Genomic DNA, 20,464 nt, shown 5'->3' with positions numbered 1-20,464 from the left:
ACGGCGATGTTACTTTTCATAGCGCACTAAGCGTAAATAAACGAACGACTCTTTATCGTGCAAACTGTTAAGACCTCTGTCAAAGGTGTATACCCAAGCTGAAGTTTTATCGCCAATACCTGATGTACTAGTCCAATAGTTCTCACTTAAATTGCCCAAAAACACGGTCTCATTAATACTAGGGGTTACACAGCTATGTTCTAAAATACTGGCAAGCTCTTTATTATTAGGTACTTGCCAATCTTTATAAGCACCTGTGCGGTCGTTTACCGCAGCTCTTAATGCTTCTTGCCAATTAACTTTCACAATGCTGTTTAAACAGCTATTGGTTGTTAGGTCATAGCTTTGTCCATAACTACAGGTTTGCCACATAAGTCCGGTGATATTATCACTCACCGTACCATCGGTGTGCATTGTAAAACGCGCTGTAGCCGTTGTTTGTGTTACACCTTCATAACAGGTCTGCACAGCCATTGCTGCAGGGCTTGCTAACAATAAGCCAATTAATAATGATTTCATTGTGTTGCTCCTGCGGTTCTGACTAAGCGCACAAACGCGGTATCACTTTTAGGATATGCCAAATCATTGCCGTCGCTCATATCAAAAATATACGCTTGTGATAAGCTAGTCCCATCTACCGCAGTTTGTGAGGTCCAATAAATTAGTCCATCCGCTAATAAGTTACTATTAGGCGTATTAGGAAAGTAATTCTCATCGAGCAATATTGATTGTCCATGCTTGCCATAATTAAGTAGTGTTAATAGCTCTGTGTAGCTAGGTACTCGCCAGTTAGTACCGCCACAGTAATCAAGAGCATTTACTTCATTAACATACACTTGTAAGTTACAATTATTATTACTTGGGCAAGTGCTGTTTGGCGTGCCAAGGCTACTCCCCGTTTGCACACCATCTTCACTAGTTAAATACCAAGTATAATGATTTTGTCCTTCACGCAACGCCGTATTTGGTAAAGTGCCTGTATTAGGGCTTTTTACTTCCCAAATCAAACCCGTAACGTTATCGCGAATACAACTAAAATTAGCGGCGCTATCTAATAATTCATCGGCAAACTGGTTAAGTTTTGTAAAATCAAAAGCCTGCTCACCTTTACCCACTTTCTCGATATGCGAGCCAACCCCACTATCGCGCCCAACAGAAGCATCTTGACGCGGAAAATCAGGACTTGTACAGGCTATTTCTTGGGTGTTGTTGTAGCATTTGCTCATCCCAGTATCATTGATAAGACCAAGCGGTTTAGAATTAACCACAATATCAACACTATCTTTATCAGTGCGACCTTTACTATCAGTCACGGTTACTTCAAAAGTATGGGTGTTGACCGCTTCGGTTGCCGGTGCTGTGAAAGAAGTAATACATTGCTGCTGGTTATCAAGCACCGCTGTGCCAGCTGTTTGCTGCCAGTAGCATTTAAAGGTGTCTGTTACTGTTTCGGAATCTGTAGCATCTAAGGTCACTTTTTCCAGCTCAATAACACTTTGATCAATACCAGCATTAGCAATAATGACTTCACTGGTTTTGTTTAAGGTATGAGAATACTGCGAGCTCGACTCGCCCCCCTCATCATCGACAACCGTTAACAGCCAAGTGATCTGCGTGTTGGTATCAAGTAACGGATGAGTGAAACTAATTGTTGCATTGCTATTACTATCTACAGCGAGCGTTGGCCCTGTAATTTGTTGCCAGTTATAGCTATTAATTTGGCCATTTTCATCCGGATCAACTGAACTGGCGCCACTTAAGGTAATTATATCTTTATAATCTGAAGGCAATGTTTCGGGTGCAGTTTGAGTGACAATGACTTGAGGAAGCTGATTATTTGACTCAATTTCGATCAGCAAGTCATCACTAACTAATTGGCCATCGGTGGTTTGATAACTAACACGCAGTAATAGCTCGCTGTTTGCTTTAATATCAGGGGCAGTAATGGTTTGTAGTGCACCAGTGAGGGGAAAGCCGGCAATAATTGGTCCACTTACTCGCTGCCAGGTAAAGGTACCATCAGCAGGCGACCCTTTGGCCTCAATAGTAAATTCACTTTTTTCAATAATGCGCTGATCATCGCCAGCAAATACGGATGCTGCGACTACGGGATTATCGTTGCCGCCTCCGCCACCACCGCATGCTGTCAATACAGCAAACAACGGTAAAACCATTAAAGGGGATTTCATGCACTGATTCCTCATTTAAAACTGAAATTACGTAGCTTTTATATTAATAGCCACGCCAATCAATAAATTAAGCAACAACAATGCCAGATACAAAAAGAGGATGTTATAAATAGCTATCTTGGTGAATACGGACAAATAACTTTGTGCCTATTTTACTATAATCGACCTTATACTCACGACCATCTAACGCCTGAATGAACAGTAAGCGTTTCTCTTCTCCAAATACGTCAGCACTACCTATGTAAACCATTTCTAAATAGCGCTCTTTAGCTTCACGACGATTTTTTGGCAACTCTTCCTTAAATGGCTCTAAACCATGTTGAGTTACCTTGATTTTTGGGTGTATTTCAGAATTCACGATCACTAAATCGAGTTTTTTATCTTTATGGATTATGGTATTTCTGCCACTTTTAATAAAAGATCTATCTTGACTCATCGCTTCATCCTACTAACTAACGCCTATTTTCAGGCGTCTGTCTCTCTAATTGAGATTCTATAAATACGACTGGGTTATTCCGCCATGCATTTAAGCTATGGCTAAAATCCCAAATACTTCTATCTAATACACTTGCGGGTAACAGTAAATCATATCCTGTTAATTGCCGTAGATGTCGCATCCTATTAGCAAACATGGCTATCAAGCCATTAAAACTGCGACCATTCACAGAAGTGTAATGATTATCTTCAACTAACCATTCTGATGGGCAATTGCCATTTTTGCAATGTTTTTGAATTACTTGCATAAATAAATGCCGTTGTTCGATCAATAATTTACCAGCAATTCTTGGTGCTAATTGTAATAAAAATTCATCAGTGTCATTAAGTTTAATACCTACAGCATTTAACTCAAGCGGTTCAAGTTCTTGTTCTACTTTAGGAATACCACTGCGATTTAGATTTTCTTGCTTCAGACTCCAATAGCCATATTTATGTTGATAAGTAAGTTCTTGTTCTGTAATAACTAAACTGTAATATGGCTCTTGAGTTTTTAAAAAACCAACAAAAATAGCAGCCAAACATAAACTCACTAAAAAAGTTTCGAAAATGCTAATTTCGTCGGGCCGCAGTAAATTAAACAGCATTATAAATATCAGCCCCACCGCACCGACAGTGAGAATTTCGATACCATTGCGCGCACCTTGCGCACGCAATTTTAAAACAGTATTTTTGCGTTTAACCATAACGATAAAAAATAATATAAAAAACGTACATAATTATAGTCCAAATAATCAATTTTCGTATTTTCATACAACGCGGACATTTGCTCGTTAACTTCATAACTCTCTCATATACAAACACAAAACAGGAACAAACAAAAAAATAACTTAACTTTTACGCCTAACCGACAGATTTATGAGATACGCGGCCGCCAATTCACGCTGTAATTTTGTACACTAGAGGCAATTAAATTTCCGGTATTTTTAACAATGTATGCAAAGCAATCTGGCAAAGCGCTATTTCCATTTATTATTACTCTACTTCTGGGGCTATGTGTTTATCTTTATTTACCAAGTAGCCAAGGTGAGCAATCCGACTTCACAGCAAGTGCTACCCAAGTAACCGCTCACACTGTAGCAAGTGAAGAAAATGCAGTCCTCATTGAGGCTATCGGCAGTGCCCGCGCTAATCAAGCAATTTATATAAAAAGCGCACAAAATGATTACGTAACTGACATTTATTTTAAAGACGGTGATTTAGTCAGTAAAGGTCAAAAGCTCGTACAATTGCAATCGCAGCAAGAAGAACTCACCGTTAAAGAACTGGCAATTAACTTACGTGAAGAAAAACGTCAACTTGAACGCTTAACTGAGCTTTCTCGCTCTCAAGCAACCGCAAAGTCATTGCTCGAAGAGCAACTTTCTCGCGTTGATGCAACCGAAGCGCAGTTTGAAAATGCTAAAACTAAATTGGCTGAAATGACTATTTTCGCGCCTTTTTCAGGCATTTTAGGTAAGCGTCAAATCTCCGTAGGTGCTTATGTAAATAACAGCACAATTATTACAAGTTTAGATGACATAAGCATAATTAAAGTCGATTTCAAAGTCCCAGAAAAATACCTTGCGCAATTAAACGTTGGCATGAAAGTAATGACCCAAAATGATGCTTACCCTGAAAAAACCTTTACCGGTAAAGTAACACACGTTAGTGCACGAATTGATTCAATAACCCGCAGTGTTGAAGTCACAGCCAGCTTCGCGAATAAAAGTGGTTTATTACGCCCGGGCATGTTGCTCAATACAGCATTACAACTGAGCTCAAATCAAGCGATGATGGTGCCAGAAAAAGCGGTGATCCCACAACAAGATAAACATTATGTTTTTCAAATTGAAGACGGAATAGCAACCAAAGTAGAGGTTCACGTTGCAGGTCGTCACAATGGCTGGGTTGCCATTGATGAAGGTATTAGTAATGGGCAGCAAATTGTTACTGAAGGAATTATTAAAATTCGCTCAGGCAGCAAAGTTACTGTGAAGGGGTAAACTGTGAAAATTACTGATACCAGTGTCAAACGCCCCGTTTTTGCAATTGTAATTAACCTACTGTTACTAACCTTTGGTTTAGTGGCTTTTTCGATGTTACCGCTGCGCGAATATCCTGATATTGAATCACCAATAGTCAGTGTAAGCACTGAATATACGGGTGCCTCAGCCGAGATCATAGAAACAAAAATAACCCAAGTACTGGAAAACCGTATTTCCGGTATCGAAGGTATTAAAAGCATTAATTCATCAAGTAGAAATGGTCGCTCAAATATTACCATTGAATTTAATATCAGCCGTGATATTGATGCCGCATCAAACGATGTCCGCGAACGTGTAGCGCGCGCACTAGATAGCCTCCCTGAGCAAGTACGCCCGCCAGAAGTATCTAAATCTAACAGTGATGAAAGCCCTATTGCTTGGTTTTTACTCAATAGCGACACGATGGATTCATTGCAACTGTCTGATTATGCACAGCGCTTTATTGTCGACCGTTTAGCTGTGGTAGATGGTGTTTCCAATGTGCGTGTTGGTGGTGAACGTAAATATGCCATGAAAATTTGGCTCAATCGCCAAGCAATGGCTGCTCGTGGCATAACCAGTAGTGACATAGAAAACACCCTACGAACTGAAAATGTTGAGCTACCAGCTGGTGAAATTGAATCTATCGACCGTGATTTTACCGTACGAACAGCGCGTAGTTATAAAGAGCAGCGAGACTTTAAAAACTTGGTAATTAAACGTGGTGACGATGGTTACTTAGTTCGTCTTGGTGAAGTTGCTGATGTAAACTTAGAAGCCGCTGACGATGAAAGCTTATTCCGTGGTAATGGCCGCAACATGGTTGGCCTTGGTATTGTTAAACAAGCTAAGGCCAATACACTTACCGTGGTCGATAATGCTCGTGCTGAACTTGAAAAAATCAAACGTAATCTGCCAGAAGGCACAACTATTCAAGACAGCTATGACTCGTCAATATTTATTAAAGAATCGATTAACGAGGTTTACAGTACCTTGGCTATTTCAATGGCTTTGGTGGTATTAATTATCTTCTTATTTTTAGGGAACATTCGCGCTACCTTGATCCCAGCGGTAACAGTCCCTGTTGCGTTGGTTGGTAGCTTTATGTTCTTACTGGCGATGGGTTATTCAATTAACTTATTGACACTACTGGCGCTGGTGCTAGCAATTGGCTTGGTTGTTGATGACGCGATTGTAATGCTAGAAAACATTCACCGGCGTATCGAACTGGGCGAACCGGCTCTACTAGCTGCCTATCGTGGCGCCCGTGAGGTTGGTTTTGCAATTATAGCCACCACCTTAGTGCTGATCTCGGTGTTTGTGCCTTTGGTATTTATGGATGGCCGTATCGGCGCATTATTTACCGAGTTTGCGATGGCCGTCAGCGCTGCGGTATTCTTCTCAAGCATTACCGCATTAACACTCTCGCCAGCGTTGTGTTCATTAGTACTCAAACCATCCTCAAAAGAGAGTAAATTCAGCCAATGGATGGACCGTATCTTTAGTAAGATTGAGCAAAGTTATAAAAACTCTTTACGCTCAAATATGACGCGTTCAGGTGGTTTAACAATCACCCTACTGCTGGCTGGTTTTGTTAGTTATTTACTGTTCCAACAAATTCCTTCAGAACTTACGCCAAAAGAAGACCGTGGTACTTTCTTTATCATGATGAGTGGCCCTGAAGGGGCAAGTTATGAAAATAACGCCGCCAACATGGCAAAAATTGAAGAACGTTTAATGCCTTATTCCGAAGCGGGCGAACTAAGCCGAGTGCTGGTGCGCGTACCTGGCTGGGGTGGCAGCGGTGGTGTAGCAATTGTTGGTATGGCTGACTGGGATGAACGTAAACGTTCAACTTGGGAAGTAATGGATGAGATCAGTGCAAAAATGACTGAAGTCACCGATGTGCGCGCTTTTGCTATTATGCGCCGTGGTATTGGTGGCGGTGGCTCATCACGGCCCATTGAGTTTGTCCTGCAAGGTAATGATTATGCACAATTAGCTGATTGGCGAGACCGGATCATTGAACGTGCAGAGAAAAACCCAGGACTGGTGCGTATTGACCATGACTACAAAGAAACCTTCCCGCAGTTTTTGATCAGTATCGATAAAAACAAAGCGGCGGATTTAGGGATTTCAGTTTCGGATGTTGGCCGCACCCTTGAAACCATGTTAGGCCAACGCCGTGTTACCACCTTTATTGACCGTGGTGAAGAATACGATGTGATCTTAAAAGGCACCAAAGCTGACTTTGCTGATCCTACTGATATATCAAATATTTACTTAAAATCACGCAGTGATGAACTGGTTCCTCTAGATAGCTTAATTAGCTTGAAAGAAGAAGCCACTGCATCAAGGCTAAATCGTTACAACCGAATGCGTGCTATTACTTTGAGCGCTAACCTCGCCGATGGTTATACCCTTGAAGAAGCGCTTAACTTTTTAAATAAAGTGGCAATGGAAGAAAACGAAATTGATGGCGCCATTGATTATAAAGGTGAATCGCAATTATATTATGAAGGTGCCTCAGCGATGACGTATGTTTTCATTCTAGCGCTTACTGTTACCTTCTTAGTTTTAGCCGCTCAGTTTGAAAGCTTTATGCACCCCTTTGTGATCATGCTCACTGTGCCACTGGGTTTGATGGGCGCAATGTTTGGTTTATGGGTTGCAGGACTAACCATAAACATTTACAGCCAAATAGGCATTGTAATGCTGATTGGTCTTAGTGCTAAGAACGGTATATTGATTGTCGAATTTACCAATCAATTGCGCGATAAAGGCGTAGAGTTTAGTGAAGCTATTTTACAAGCCGCAACCCAAAGATTGCGACCAATTATTATGACCTCTTTGACTACGGTAATGAGTGCGGTGCCATTAGTGCTAGCCTCAGGCCCTGGTGCAGAGAGCCGTATGGTAATTGGTGTAGTGGTGTTTACTGGCGTTATTGTAGCAACCATACTTACGCTATTTGTTGTTCCTGCGGCGTACTATGCGCTGGCTCGCAATACTCAGTCTCCTGAGTTTTTACAACAAAAGCTCAACCAACAAGAAGCTGAAAGGCCGCTAAAAGAGCTTTAATCTCATCGTAGCGTTGCAAACCCATAGCAACGCTACTTTTCACTTCCACACACTTCCCTGCTGTAATTAAATGAAATAATAAACCACCTTGCTCGTTCTTCTGATACGCTAGATCATCCGTGTAATTTAATAGCTTTAAGGAACAACTAATGAGTATAACAAATGAAACAGCAACATTTGGTGGTGGCTGCTTTTGGTGTATTGATGCCGCGTTTAGGCGCGTGAAAGGCGTTTTACAAGTAAGCTCTGGCTATACTGGCGGCGAAACAACTGAGCCTACGTATAAACAAATTTGCACTGGCCTCACCGGCCACGCAGAGGTTGTACAGATTAAGTTTGACAGTAACCTGATAAGCTATGAAACCTTACTGGCGATGTTTTTTACCCTGCATGATGCCACTCAGCTAAACCGCCAAGGTAATGATATAGGTACCCAATATCGAAGTGTGATTTATTATCATGATAGCGAGCAGCAAGCGCAAACTAATCAATATATTGCAAAATTACAAAGCCAAATACGCGAAGATATCGTCACTGAAGTTAGCCCTGCAACCACTTACTACCCTGCAGAGCAGTATCACCAAGACTACTACAACGAAAACCCTGAGCAACGCTATTGCAGTTTATTGATAGCACCAAAGCTGAAAAAGTTTGAAAAAGACTATAAACAGTTTTTAGTAAACTAAGCAAAGTGCTAAATAAGCATTTTCATCTAAATATAAAAAAGCCCGACAAACAAAGGTGTCGGGCTTTTTTATTTAAGCTAGAACGAGATCAGAACTGGTAGCTGGCGCCAACAAAGAAGCGACGGTCAACTGTATTGTAGTAAAACACTTCGCCAGTTGCATAATCCATACTTGAGTCAACCGCGTTGTATTGCTTATCAAATAAGTTTTCAACACGAGCAGAAAATGAAAGCGCACTGTTAAATTGATAATTTGCAGTTAAGTTCCATAACGTATAAGAACTAAGCTCTGTTACTTTACCTTGACGATCACTACGGTACTGCATATCAAAACCGGCATCAAAATCGCCCCACTGCTTCGCAACAGACCAGTTCACAGTACGTGGTGAAACATAAGTTTGTGCTACACCCGTTTCGGTATTTTCAGCATTTAAATAAGTAAAATTAAACTGATTATCAAAACCAAGTACTTTATTGGCAAAGCTAAACTCAACACCCTCATGGCGTGCTTCATTTATATTTTCTGGCTGCCATTTACCAGCTGCATTAGGTGCCCATGCAATTAGGTTTTCAATATTATTTCTGAATATTGATATATCAAGCTTTGCCTGAGAAAAGTCTAAACTCAAACCTAACTCTTGGTTAGTTGATGTCTCTGGTGCTAAATTTGGATTACCTGGAGATAAAGGGTCAGGAAAATAAAGATCATTAAATGTTGGCGCTTTAAAGCCCGTGCTTTGGCTCAATCTAAGTGTTGCACGCTTATTTAAGTGATAACCAACAGCTGCGGCGTAAGTTGTTTCATTACCAAACTGCTCATCATCATCTAAACGCAATGCTAAATTTGCAATGACTTTATTGTCATCAAAATAGCCCCCAAGAAATGCAGCTTTAGCTACTTTGCTATCCGCTAGATAAGCCTTACCATTGGTATATATTTCATCTTTATACCAATTAAGCCCGCCATTAACGGTTAAAACTTGGCTTGCATTATAACTGCCGTGGTAATCAAATTGTTTACGTTTTGTTTTATAACTATTAGTAACAATCGCACCAGTGTAATCATAGCCTTTGTTGTCAGAATCATCGGTTGCAATAGCAACATTAATTGAGTGCTTATGATCGGTAAAGGATTTATCCCAACCCAGCCCTAGCTGATAATTTTCAAATTCATTATTTTCTACGATACTATCAATAGGCGAGAAAGCATTGTCGTATTGTGCATTACCTTCACTGTATTGACCCAGCGCTTTAAGCTCACCTAACAGCTCATCTGCATAGTAAATATTAAATCCTAAATTTTTGTTCTCATAACCATCTTCATCCGGCGCTACGCCTTGCAATACGTCAAAGCCATCCGTTTTTTCAAACCCAGCATTAAACGACGCTTTAACAGCATCAACTACCGTTGTACCTGCAACTTGATAATTTTGATAAGCATCAGTACCAAATGTTGCATCTAGGCTGACGGATTCCTTTGTACGAGTAATAATATTGATCACACCAGCGAGCGCGTCAGACCCATAAACTGCAGCACGAGAGCCTTTAACAATTTCAATGCGCTCTATTGAATTAAGAGGAATATTACTAATTGATTTATAACCAAGGGTTGCAGAGCCCGTACGTACGCCATCAATCAAAATAAGTGTATGTCGCGAGCTTGAACCGCGAAGTGACACGCCAGAACTTTGTCCAAAGCCACCATTGGAATTTATTTGAAAACCAACTTGGGTTGCTAGTAAACTCGGTAAATCACGGACATTACTTGTTTCAATATCACTGCGCTCAATAACAGTTACACTGGCAAGTACATCAGTAATTGATTGCTCAAATTTATTAGCGGTAACCGTCAGGCGTTCAATTGATTGCTCTGCAGACACAGAAAAAGACAACGCAGCGGCAATTGCTACGCCTAGAGTAGATTTGTTTAACATGATATCCCCTGACCCGCGCCCACCGCACAAGTGATAGTAAATTGGCTTCAAGGCCGGTCTCCGGACTTAACATAACTCGCTAATAAATTTAGCTAAAAGTATGTATCACCGTTGCGGGGGCAGTGTTGGACTTCGTTTATATCCTATAAACGCCACCAACTTCCCGATTATCTTGCCGTACTTAATCAACAACCTTGGAAAGTAACCACAAGCACCTTGAAAATAGGCCGCTATTGTGATTATTTTAAGCACAAAAGTCAATGGACGGCTATACATCTAAATACTCTAGGTTCTAGGAATAATCATAAGTTCTAAACTAAAAAAGCCAAACTACATTGCTGCAATTTGGCTTTTTCTAGCACCTAGAAACCTAGCTCCTAGCTTTCTAATCTCTAAAGTTTTTAAACTGAAATGGTTGCCCTAAATCAGCACTGCGTACTACTTGCATGGCTTCTTGTAGGTCATCACGTTTTTTGCCCGTTACACGTACTTCTTCGCCTTGGATCGCGGCTTGTACTTTCACTTTAGAGTCTTTAATGGCTTTAACTACTTTTTTAGCCATATCTTTTTCGATACCTTGCTTTAGCGCAACATTACGGTAAACATTTTTTCCCGCACGTGAAATATCTTGCAGCTCTAAACTTGATACGTCCATACCGCGTTTTGATATTTTGCTCGCTAAAATATCAAACAACTGCATAACCTGTGAATCAGCTTCTGCTTTTAGTTTAATGGTTTTATCATTAAGCTCTATTGACGCATCAACGCCTCTAAAATCAAAGCGAGTTTCTAGCTCACGGTTGGCATTATCAACAGCATTTTTTGCTTCGTTCATTTCGACTTCCGAAACAATGTCAAATGAAGGCATAAGTCTCTCCTAGCAAGATATTTTTAATTCAAATTTATATTGTCGATAATTATACTATATAAATTTTATAAATCTTTACACTTTTCTATGCTTTGTTCAGCTGCGATACGAAATTTGTTTGATATACTACGGCTCTATTTTTAAACGATTTAGGATTTTTCGTGACTCGGCGTGTTTATCAAACCCTATTTTTAATCAGTATTCTGGTATTTACCTTTTTGTTTGCCCGCGATTTTAGGGGCGTTGGGGTATCGTCACTGCCTCACCTAGATAAGTTAGTACATTTTACTATTTTCTTTGTTCTGGCAGCCGTCATGGTCAGAGCATTCAAGCTACCTGTATTCGTTCACCTCGTGTTATTAGCATTTTATGGCATTGCTATTGAGCTAATGCAAAGCACAATCCCTTATCGTAGCGCCTCTGTTGCTGATGTTGTTGCTGACTTTTCTGGGGCTGCTAGTTTCTTTTTGTTGTTCGGTATTTATTCTCGTTTTAAAAAGAATCAAAATGGCTAATATATTCGTCGTTGGCGATGGTGCCATTGGGCTGCTCTATAGCCATTATTTGAGTCAACAGCACAGGGTCACCCTACTTACCAAGCATGCTATTGACGAACCTCGTTTTTATCAACAAGCAAACGCGCCAAAACAAACAATTAATTGCCAACTGACAAACCTGACTCAATTATCCGAGCACGGCCAAGTCGATGTTATTATTTTTACTGTTAAAGCATATCAAGTTGCCACCGCATTTAGGCAACTAAAGCCTTTTTTAAGCGCTCAATGCCAATTGATTTTATCTCACAATGGCATGGGTAATGTAGATGAAATAAATAGCGAACTTACAAAACAACAAGGACTATATTTTTTAACAACACGTTTAGCGGGCTACAAAGATACACCTTTTAGTGTGTTGCATACTGGTATCGGGAGCAGCATTTTAGGTGATTGTAACCAGCAAGCAAAAACACAACTCGCTGAAGTTAAAAATCTACTAAACGCTATTCCTGAATTAACAACCACAAATAATATACAACAATTACGCTTTGAAAAATTACTCGTTAATATAGCCATTAATCCACTCAGTGCGCTGCACAATGTGAAAAATGGCGCACTGACTGCACCGCAGTTTAGTGGCATAATTTTAAATATCTTAAACGAAGCGTGTACCGTAGCAAATAAACTAGGTATTAATATGCGACTTGCTGAAGCATTAGCGAACGCCTATCAAGTGATGAGTGATACCAAAAACAATTACTCATCAATGCATCAAGATATCGCCCATAATCGCATCACAGAAATTGACGCGATGTGCGGTTATATTTGCCAAAAAGGTAATCAACTCGGTATTAATACCCCTCACAATCAATCTTTACTCGATGCTATCAGACATAAAAAAAGCGCGATTTAACTCGCGCTTGTTATTAATAACTATCAACCTTACGGGCGATAAACTTTAACATTGGCAAAGCCATTTTCATGTAAAATAAGCGCCTGTAGCTGACTCATTACACCTTTAGTGCAATATAAGTAGTAGTCTTTGTCTTGCGGTAGGTCTGCAAATTTGGTCGCTAAGCGGAAAAATGGCAAATGCACAACTTCTATCCCATCAATTTCAAGCGGTGCTGCATCTTCTTCTTCCGGCGAGCGAATATCAACAACAACTGCATCAGCTGGTAAATCAGAAACTGACTCGGCCTCTTTTAGCTCTTGTTTAGCTTCAACGTCAATGTCACGAATATCCATAATACGTGCGTTTTCAATAACAGTATTGAGCACATCAAAATCAAACTTTTGCTCTTCAGCTTCTACTACGGCAATTTTAGCTTTAACTGTAGGCTTTTTAGAAATCACACCACAGTATTCCGGCATAGTTTCGGCCATTTCTGCGGTGCCAATTTTACGAGCGATGTTTATAATTTCTTGTTTGTCGTGTTGGATCAGCGGGCGTAATATAAGCGTTTCGGTAACACGGTCAATCACACTTAAGTTGGCTAATGTTTGACTTGAAACTTGGCCTAGACTCTCACCGGTAACGAGCGCTTGAATCCCCATTTTTTCAGCTATTTGGCTGCCTGCACGCATCATCATACGTTTGAGGACTACACCCATTTGACTGTTTTCAACATTTTCTAAAATTTCGGCAACAACGGGGTCAAAGTCAACACTGATAAATTTAACTTTATGGGTTGAGCTAAACTGCTTCCAAATATAATAGCTGGCTTGTTTAACGCCGATTTCGTGGGCCGCACCACCTAGATTAAAGAACAAAAAGTGGGTACGAGCGCCTTTACGGATCATTTGATAACTAGCAACGCCCGAGTCAAATCCACCTGACATTAACGACAAGACATCTTCTTGCGTTGGTAATGGGAAACCGGCCATACCATGATGGGTGTGCGTTACGACGTAAGCTTTATCATCTTTAATTTCAAGACGAATAGTTACTTCAGGATTTTTCAGTCTTACGCTGGCACCATCGACGTGCTGATTTAAACCACCACCCACATAACGCTCTACATCGGTAGAGGTGAAATCATGCTTACCTTGGCGCTTACAACGTACACAGAATGTTTTGCCCACGACGGTGTGGCCAACCATATCTAACGCTTTTTCGTAAATATCGTGCAGGTTTTCGTAGTTAGTTTCGGTCACTTCAATAAACTGCACAATACCAGGGATCCGTTGTAAGCCATCGATAAAATCAAGGCGCATTTGTGCGTCATCTGATTTAGTTACGACGGATATATTGTCCCAGTTATTTTGTACTTGTACTTTTTCGTCAAGCTTGCGTAACACAATTTTAATGTTGTTTTCTAACAACTTAGTAAAGCGTTTACGCACAGAGCGGCTTTTAATGGCTATTTCAGGATGGAGTTTGACGATAAATTTAAGCATAGTTTACTCGTTAGACAATATTTAGGATTCACGCACCCACGTGTTGGGCGCGCGATTATAACAAAAAATCTAACGTCTAGGAAATAAACAACCGCTGCGTTTAATTAAACAGGCTCTGCTTGTGCCGCTAATTTACTGTATTTTTCGCGTAACAAGTTAATTTTTGGGATACTTTGCTCGGTACCAAATGCTTTAAAAAGCGCTAACACTTTTAAAATACCATTATAAATATCTTGCTGCATTAACTCACCGCTTAACCGTCTGGCTTTAATGTAAGGAGTCCAAAAACTGACGGTGATTTTTAGCATATGAGCAAGTTCAACGGTATCTTCATCATCAATTGCGATCATCCCACCTTCACGCAGGCCAATCACAATTTCGCGCACTTGACTTAACAAAGCCTCTTGAAACTCAATATAATCTTTTTTCAGTACTTCGTCGCGAGATAAAATGTCACCCAAATTGTCATAGAAAAAATGAAAACGCCACATCAACTCAAACAAAGCATCAAGATACCCAGTTAAGTGTGTTAGTGCTTCATCCTGCTTTTCCATTGGCACAAATTGAGTGTGTAAATGCTTACTATATAATGCAAAAATATGGCGAATAATGTCTTCTTTATTTTTAAAGTGATAATAAAGATTACCGGGACTGATGCCCATATGTGAAGCGATATGGTTGGTTGTGACCGCACGCTCGCCATGTTGGTTAAATAGCATTATGCTGGTTGTAATTATTTTATCCTTGGTACTCATATCCTGCTACTCTGATTATTTTTATTAGAGTAAATGCCCATAATTCACTCAGTATTATTAGCCGCGCAGTATATACAAATATAATCCAATAAAATACCACCTTGAAAATTTCTAATCCATAATTCGTAGTTATTGTTTCTTATTGAAATAAACTCATTTACAAATGAAAATATGCAGCCGCAATTTGCAGGCTGATCTGGACAACAAAGACTGTTAATATAACCCTCAAAATAACACTAAGATGATATTTATGAAAGTCACCGCAATTTATCCTGGCACCTTTGATCCATTAACCAATGGACACACAGATCTGATCCAGCGGGCAGCTAAAATGTTTGATACTGTAATTGTTGCAGTTGCTCACAATCCTAGTAAAAAACCCTGCTTTAGCCTGGATGAGCGGGTAGCAATTGCCAATAGTTTACTCACTCATTTAGATAACGTCAGTGTTATTGGCTTTTCTGGATTACTAGCTGATTTAGCACGCGATCATAGTGCGAATGTACTGATCCGCGGTATTCGTGCGGTGTCTGACTTTGATTATGAGTTTCAGCTTGCCAATATGAATCGTCGTTTAAATCCTGATTTAGAGAGTGTTTTTTTAACCCCAGCTGAAAAGAACTCATTTATCTCTTCAACCCTAGTTAAAGAAGTCGCGCGTCATAAAGGCGATGTCAGTGAGTTTGTACACCCTATTGTAGTAAAAGCATTACAGGAAAAGTTACACGGATGAAGTTAAATATCTATTTAAGCACCCTTGTTGTGATTGCCACACCCGCGTTTGCATCACCTTGGATTGAAAGTGACGACCCTTTATTACGAGCCTCAATTGAGATGCTCTTTAACCAAGGCGTGATTAAACAACCGATCAATAGTTATCCCTTGATGTGGCAAGGTATTGCCAGAGATTTAAATACAATTGAAAGCAGCAGTTTATCAACACAAAGTCGATTTGCTTATCAACACGTAAAACATGCCTTAGAGAACGCTAAACAAGGCAGTAGCTCTGGTGTGAGGCTTAACTACAATAGTGAGCCGGCTTTGCAACAAAGCTTTGGCAAACGCGATCAACAAAAAAGTGGCATTAATAGCTATGGCTCTATCACTGGCGACCGTGTTAGCGCCAAAGTTAGTGTTAATTACGCTGATCAGCCACTTGATGATGAACACATAAACTATCATGGCAGCTACTTAGCAGTATTAATGGGCAATTGGTCTGTTAGCGCCGAACAAGTAAGCCATTGGTGGGGGCCAGGTAACGACAATGCATTGCTACTGTCGAATAATGCCGCACCAATGAAAGGGCTAAGAATTAACCGTGCTAACACCCAATATGTAGGCCCAAGCTGGCTATCATTCATTGGTAACTGGCAGTTGACTGGTATTTACGCAAAACAAAAACCACATTTAAGTAATGATGAAAAAGGTGACTACTGGGCTATGCGCTTTGCCAGCACACCACTACCAGGGCTTGAGGTTGCATTTAGTACCGCAAGTTCAGACTATTTAACCAGCACAGAAATAGCCCCCAATTCGCTCGAACTAATAACAAATAAGCAACGCTTAACCAGTTTAGATGCTAAGTACTCAACCAGCATAGCCAATCAACCGATTGCTTTTTATACTGAGCTAATGGGAAAAAATGACAGTGGCTTAACGCCAAGTGATGCTTTTTATACAATTGGCGTTGAGAGCTTTTTTGGCGGCCAAGAGCAATTACTAAAAACCTATTTTGAATATTCAAATACGCAACAAGATTGTACAGCCCAACTTAGTTGTGAAGATACTAATGAAGCATTTATTAATTATGCCCAAGCCTATAATCATAAAGATCGGTTAATTGGCTCTGCAACACCACAGCAAAGTAAATCAGCAGTATTAGGTGCGCATTATCATACTATGAACGGTTATGGCGGCTATGCGAAGTTACGTTGGTTTAAAACTGACATCACCAACTTAACCCAAGTCACCGAAACGTTTGAACGCTTACAATTAGAGCTTGGTTATCAGCAGGCTATTTTTAGTGGTTTATGGAAGATCAGCGGCTCAGTGTATAAAGACGAACTTGCTAACGAGTCTGATACCAACAGCGCATTAAAAACCAGCTGGGAATACCGGTTTTAAGTTTTCGAAACAAAGGCCTGATTTTTATTTAGGCCCTTGATTATCCTAGCTTTTTGTAATAATTTGCTTAAGCCTAAAAAATCTTTATTTATAGCTAAGGCTGTTATCATTATCACATCGCATATATTGACACCAAAAGAATAAACTGACCAAAGCCACCAAGGCTCAGAATTTAAACGCACATAGATATCGCAATAAATTGCGGCAATTAAAATCGCATTTAAGATAAGCCCACACATAATATAGCAATTAACTGGAGAGGGGCTAATCTTTTGATATCTGATCAACAATCCAATGCATGTAAGAGTAAGCAAATCGTATATAAACCAGTTCAAATAAATTGAATACACTAAATATAAGAGCTCGCTCGTTATATAAGAAACGGCCATTATAAATGAAAGTATTACTATGCTTTTATTGGGGTTATTTATGTACAGTACCCAATTTAATAAAAAGACCATTAAGAATCCCCACTCGATAAATACACCGATGTACGGACCAACTACGTCATTTATAAACATAGGCTAAATGGAGTGTTTTATGTGATGTGTTTTAAATAATGCTTTAATTGCATTTTTAAGCCTAATTAAACCTAAAATGTCACGATCGACAATCAAGGCCACTATCATTATAAAATCAACGATATTTACACTAAAAGAATATAAGTCCCACAACAACCATGGTTCAACATTTCCCATTATTGTTGTATCTATATACATAATTATGAAAGAGAGTGCATTAACTGTAAGTCCTATTACTAGGTAATAAAAAGATACTGTCGTTTTTCGTATTTTATAAAAAAGAATACCTAAAATTAATATAGTTACAAAATCATAAAGTGCCCAATCCAGATAAGAGACACTATAGTAAGATAATAAAGAGAAGAAGTAATCACTTGCCGAATACGAAATAAGCATAACAAATGAACTGAGTAATAAGGTCGTATTTCTTTTTACTCCAAGTGAGTAAACAAATATATTTAAAAAAAACGCCATTAGAAAGCCCCAAACAATAAAGGCCGACAAAGAAAATAAACCAAATAACTCAGTCAAATACATTTTATACCTATGCCATTACTTTGGCCGTTTAGGCGGTAGAATAATCCCACCATTACGTTGAATTTCAGCTTCGCCTTTTGATGCTAGCAAGGCTTCATTAGATATAGACACTGTATCAGATTGTAGGGTTTTATTACTAGCGCTTTGTTCAAGTGCTGGCTTTGATTGTTGCATATTATTGTATGCTTGCATTTGTAATTGGCTGTTAGCTGTAACTTGCATAAGATTAATCCTTTCAATAAATGTTGAATAAATGACTTATTAAATAAGCCACTGTTTTTAACGCTCTGATAACTGCTTGGCGCTTTTAAAGATGAACTCACGCTGAGCCATCTTACATCTAGTAATAAGCAATTACTGATCCAACATTTTAAAAAACGATCTTTTTTGATCTTTTATTTGCTACAGCGCATCCCACACAACAGGTCATACCAGATATGATAAGGCATAAAAAAACGCACAGGGATAACCGTACGTTTTTTATATCCAGGGATTTTAAGCTACATTTTTACACGGGATCTCCGCGTTCCGACTTTGCTTCAAAATAAATTCCATCGCGACTTCGTCACAATTGTCTCTGCGTAAACACAGTTCACAATCTTTCATTACCTTTTCCGGTAAGCTGTCTTTGGTACAGAATGTGAAACCTTGTTTTTCAAAGAAATCAGGTACTCGCGTCAAAACAATGATGCGATTGAGTGCCAATTTTTTGGCTTTAACTAATAAATGTTCAACTAACTGACGACCTTGCCCAGTAATACCGGTTTCAGGATCTATCCCTAAAGAACGAATTTCAGCAAGACCAGTATCATAAATATACAGTGATGCGCAGCCCGCGACTTCTCCAGCAACTTCGGTAACCGCAAACTCATTGATTGAATGTACCATGTCGCTTTTAGCACGCGGTAAATTTTCACCTACCGTAGCCCAGTGCTGGATCAATTTAGCAATTGACTCTACATCGTCAAGATTAGCGTCACGAACTGTTATTTGCTGTTTTTTTTTGGCATCTTTAACTGCAACTGTAACTTGCTCTAAAGATGTACCACCAAGTGCTTGGCGCGCTTTTATACATGCGTCTATCTCTAGTACAGCATATACGTCCTGTGCAAAAATACTATGCACCGATTGGAATTGTTCTAAACTTAAATCTTCTAAGTTATTCCCTTGTGCGATAGCCATTTGTACCAACACACCAACAATATGATGACCTTCCCTAAAAGGGATCCCTTTGGCGACTAAATAGTCAGCAAGCTCTGTAGCGTTGGAGTGCCCGCCTTTCGCAGCAGCTAGCGTTCGCTCGCCATTTACTTTTATACCTTTGATACACGCTTGCGCCATATGAATACAAGCTAGCCACGTTGGCATGGCATCAAATAAGCCTTCTTTATCTTCTTGCATATCTTTATTATAAGCAAGTGGCAGTGCTTTTAACGTCATCATCATGGCACTAAAGGCACCAAATACACGCCCTGTTTTGCCGCGAATAAGCTCTAGCGCATCGGGGTTCTTCTTTTGTGGCATCAATGATGAGCCTGAAGTAACATTATCTGCTAACTCAATGAAACCCGCTTCACCCGAATTATAAAAGATCAAATCTTCTGACATACGCGATAAATGGATCATAGAGATTGATGCACAGCTTAATAGCTCAACCACAAAGTCACGATCTGATACGGCATCTAAACTATTTTTAGTCGCAGCGGTAAAACCTAACCCCACGGCAAGTGCTTGCCGATCAATTGGGTACGCAGTACCGGCAAGTGCCCCACTGCCCAAAGGGCAAAAATTCATTCGCGCTTTAGCATCTGCTAAACGGCTTTCATCACGTTCGATCATTTCCACGTAAGCCATACACCAATGACTAAACAACAATGGCTGAGCACGTTGTAAATGGGTATAACCAGGTAAGATAGTGCCCAGCTCACGTTCAGCTAAAGCGATAAACTCACCTTTTAACTGACCAAGCGCCGTAAGTATGTGAGCGGCGGTATCACGACACCATAAACGAAAGTCAGTAGCGACCTGATCGTTACGACTACGTCCGGTATGTAATTTTTTAGCTAAGTCACCCACTTTTTCGATCAATGCAGCTTCAACATGTGAGTGAATATCTTCAGCTCCTGACGTTGCCACTGCTTGTGGATCAGCTTTTACTTCGTCGAGTAATTCATATAATGCAGCGACTAACTTTTTGTGTTCGTCACTACTTAATACATCAACCTGCTTAAGGGCACCTGCCCACGCTACAGAGCCAACTATATCTTGCTCTGCGAGTTGATAATCGAAGGGAAGTGAGTCGTTAAATTGTTTAAACGCCTCATCTGGACCCGTAGAAAAACGTCCGCCCCATAATGCCATGAAATCTCTCC

Annotated in this window: 18 protein-coding genes and 1 riboswitch; of the genes, 7 read left to right on the top strand and 11 right to left on the bottom strand. The window is 39.9% G+C overall.

Annotated features, from left to right (window positions below):
• Positions 1-9: 9 nt before the first annotated feature.
• From H5201_RS12990 to H5201_RS12975, 4 genes are all read right to left on the bottom strand, one after another.
• Positions 10-519: a DUF1566 domain-containing protein gene (locus H5201_RS12990; RefSeq protein WP_182718369.1), complete on the bottom strand. Its 510-nt coding sequence runs from the start codon at positions 517-519 to the stop codon at positions 10-12.
• Positions 516-2,189 (bottom strand): DUF1566 domain-containing protein, encoded by a 1,674-nt coding sequence (locus H5201_RS12985; protein ID WP_149981363.1) that lies wholly within the window; start codon positions 2,187-2,189, stop codon positions 516-518. The genes H5201_RS12990 and H5201_RS12985 overlap by 4 nt, the downstream gene beginning before the upstream one ends.
• 103 nt (positions 2,190-2,292) lie before the next feature.
• Positions 2,293-2,625, bottom strand: a complete 333-nt coding sequence (locus H5201_RS12980) for a hypothetical protein (RefSeq protein ID WP_149981364.1) — start codon at positions 2,623-2,625, stop codon at positions 2,293-2,295.
• A gap of 16 nt (positions 2,626-2,641) precedes the next feature.
• Positions 2,642-3,370, bottom strand: a complete 729-nt coding sequence (locus H5201_RS12975) for a DUF2982 domain-containing protein (protein ID WP_149981365.1) — start codon at positions 3,368-3,370, stop codon at positions 2,642-2,644.
• A gap of 246 nt (positions 3,371-3,616) precedes the next feature.
• Here H5201_RS12975 and H5201_RS12970 point away from each other — a divergent pair, with 246 nt between their 5' ends.
• From H5201_RS12970 to msrA, 3 genes are all read left to right on the top strand, one after another.
• A complete protein-coding gene (locus tag H5201_RS12970) occupies positions 3,617-4,669 on the top strand; it encodes an efflux RND transporter periplasmic adaptor subunit (protein WP_149981366.1) in 1,053 nt (350 codons plus the stop codon).
• 3 nt (positions 4,670-4,672) lie between these two features.
• A complete protein-coding gene (locus tag H5201_RS12965) occupies positions 4,673-7,771 on the top strand; it encodes an efflux RND transporter permease subunit (protein WP_149981367.1) in 3,099 nt (1,032 codons plus the stop codon).
• 149 nt (positions 7,772-7,920) lie between these two features.
• Positions 7,921-8,457, top strand: a complete 537-nt coding sequence (msrA, locus tag H5201_RS12960; RefSeq protein ID WP_182718372.1) for a peptide-methionine (S)-S-oxide reductase MsrA — start codon at positions 7,921-7,923, stop codon at positions 8,455-8,457.
• Between the two features lie 88 nt (positions 8,458-8,545).
• Here msrA and H5201_RS12955 read toward each other — a convergent pair whose 3' ends face one another.
• Both H5201_RS12955 and H5201_RS12950 read right to left on the bottom strand, forming a co-directional pair.
• Entirely contained in the window at positions 8,546-10,390 is a 1,845-nt protein-coding gene (locus H5201_RS12955) for a TonB-dependent receptor domain-containing protein (protein ID WP_182784758.1), read from the bottom strand.
• Between the two features lie 33 nt (positions 10,391-10,423).
• Positions 10,424-10,602, bottom strand: a riboswitch (cobalamin riboswitch).
• 173 nt (positions 10,603-10,775) lie between these two features.
• Entirely contained in the window at positions 10,776-11,258 is a 483-nt protein-coding gene (locus H5201_RS12950; protein ID WP_145235145.1) for a YajQ family cyclic di-GMP-binding protein, read from the bottom strand.
• Positions 11,259-11,419: 161 nt separating this feature from the next.
• Here H5201_RS12950 and H5201_RS12945 point away from each other — a divergent pair, with 161 nt between their 5' ends.
• Together H5201_RS12945 and H5201_RS12940 are read left to right on the top strand one after the other, a co-directional pair.
• Positions 11,420-11,773 (top strand): VanZ family protein, encoded by a 354-nt coding sequence (locus H5201_RS12945; RefSeq protein WP_149981373.1) that lies wholly within the window; start codon positions 11,420-11,422, stop codon positions 11,771-11,773.
• Positions 11,766-12,668 (top strand): ketopantoate reductase family protein, encoded by a 903-nt coding sequence (locus H5201_RS12940; RefSeq protein WP_182784756.1) that lies wholly within the window; start codon positions 11,766-11,768, stop codon positions 12,666-12,668. The genes H5201_RS12945 and H5201_RS12940 overlap by 8 nt, the downstream gene beginning before the upstream one ends.
• A gap of 29 nt (positions 12,669-12,697) precedes the next feature.
• On the opposite strand, the gene thiI is transcribed toward H5201_RS12940, so the two are convergent.
• Both thiI and H5201_RS12930 read right to left on the bottom strand, forming a co-directional pair.
• Positions 12,698-14,155 carry a tRNA uracil 4-sulfurtransferase ThiI gene (gene thiI / locus H5201_RS12935; RefSeq protein WP_182718375.1) on the bottom strand — a complete coding sequence of 486 codons (1,458 nt, stop codon included), beginning with the start codon at positions 14,153-14,155 and terminating at the stop codon, positions 12,698-12,700.
• A 104-nt stretch (positions 14,156-14,259) separates the two neighbouring features.
• Positions 14,260-14,910, bottom strand: coding sequence for a TetR/AcrR family transcriptional regulator (locus H5201_RS12930; RefSeq protein WP_149981376.1), 651 nt, complete (start codon positions 14,908-14,910; stop codon positions 14,260-14,262).
• Between the two features lie 250 nt (positions 14,911-15,160).
• On the opposite strand from H5201_RS12930, the gene coaD reads away from it, so the two are divergent.
• Positions 15,161-15,643, top strand: coding sequence for a pantetheine-phosphate adenylyltransferase (gene coaD, locus H5201_RS12925; RefSeq protein WP_145235133.1), 483 nt, complete (start codon positions 15,161-15,163; stop codon positions 15,641-15,643).
• On the top strand, positions 15,640-17,034 hold the full coding sequence (locus H5201_RS12920) for a capsule assembly Wzi family protein (RefSeq protein WP_182784754.1): 1,395 nt from the start codon (positions 15,640-15,642) through the stop codon (positions 17,032-17,034). The genes coaD and H5201_RS12920 overlap by 4 nt, the downstream gene beginning before the upstream one ends.
• Before the next feature lie 524 nt (positions 17,035-17,558).
• On the opposite strand, the gene H5201_RS12910 is transcribed toward H5201_RS12920, so the two are convergent.
• The 3 genes from H5201_RS12910 to argH all read right to left on the bottom strand — a co-directional run bounded on the left by H5201_RS12910 (position 17,559) and on the right by argH (position 20,453).
• Positions 17,559-18,029 (bottom strand): hypothetical protein, encoded by a 471-nt coding sequence (locus H5201_RS12910; protein WP_310736941.1) that lies wholly within the window; start codon positions 18,027-18,029, stop codon positions 17,559-17,561.
• A 78-nt stretch (positions 18,030-18,107) separates the two neighbouring features.
• Entirely contained in the window at positions 18,108-18,314 is a 207-nt protein-coding gene (locus H5201_RS12905) for a hypothetical protein (protein WP_182784748.1), read from the bottom strand.
• A 273-nt stretch (positions 18,315-18,587) separates the two neighbouring features.
• Positions 18,588-20,453, bottom strand: a complete 1,866-nt coding sequence (gene argH, locus H5201_RS12900) for an argininosuccinate lyase (RefSeq protein ID WP_149981380.1) — start codon at positions 20,451-20,453, stop codon at positions 18,588-18,590.
• Positions 20,454-20,464 lie beyond the last annotated feature (11 nt).

The sequence above is a fragment of the Pseudoalteromonas sp. SG43-6 genome (genome assembly GCF_014164365.1).
GTDB lineage: Bacteria > Pseudomonadota > Gammaproteobacteria > Enterobacterales > Alteromonadaceae > Pseudoalteromonas > Pseudoalteromonas rhizosphaerae.
This window is presented reverse-complemented; position numbering and strand designations above follow the sequence as displayed.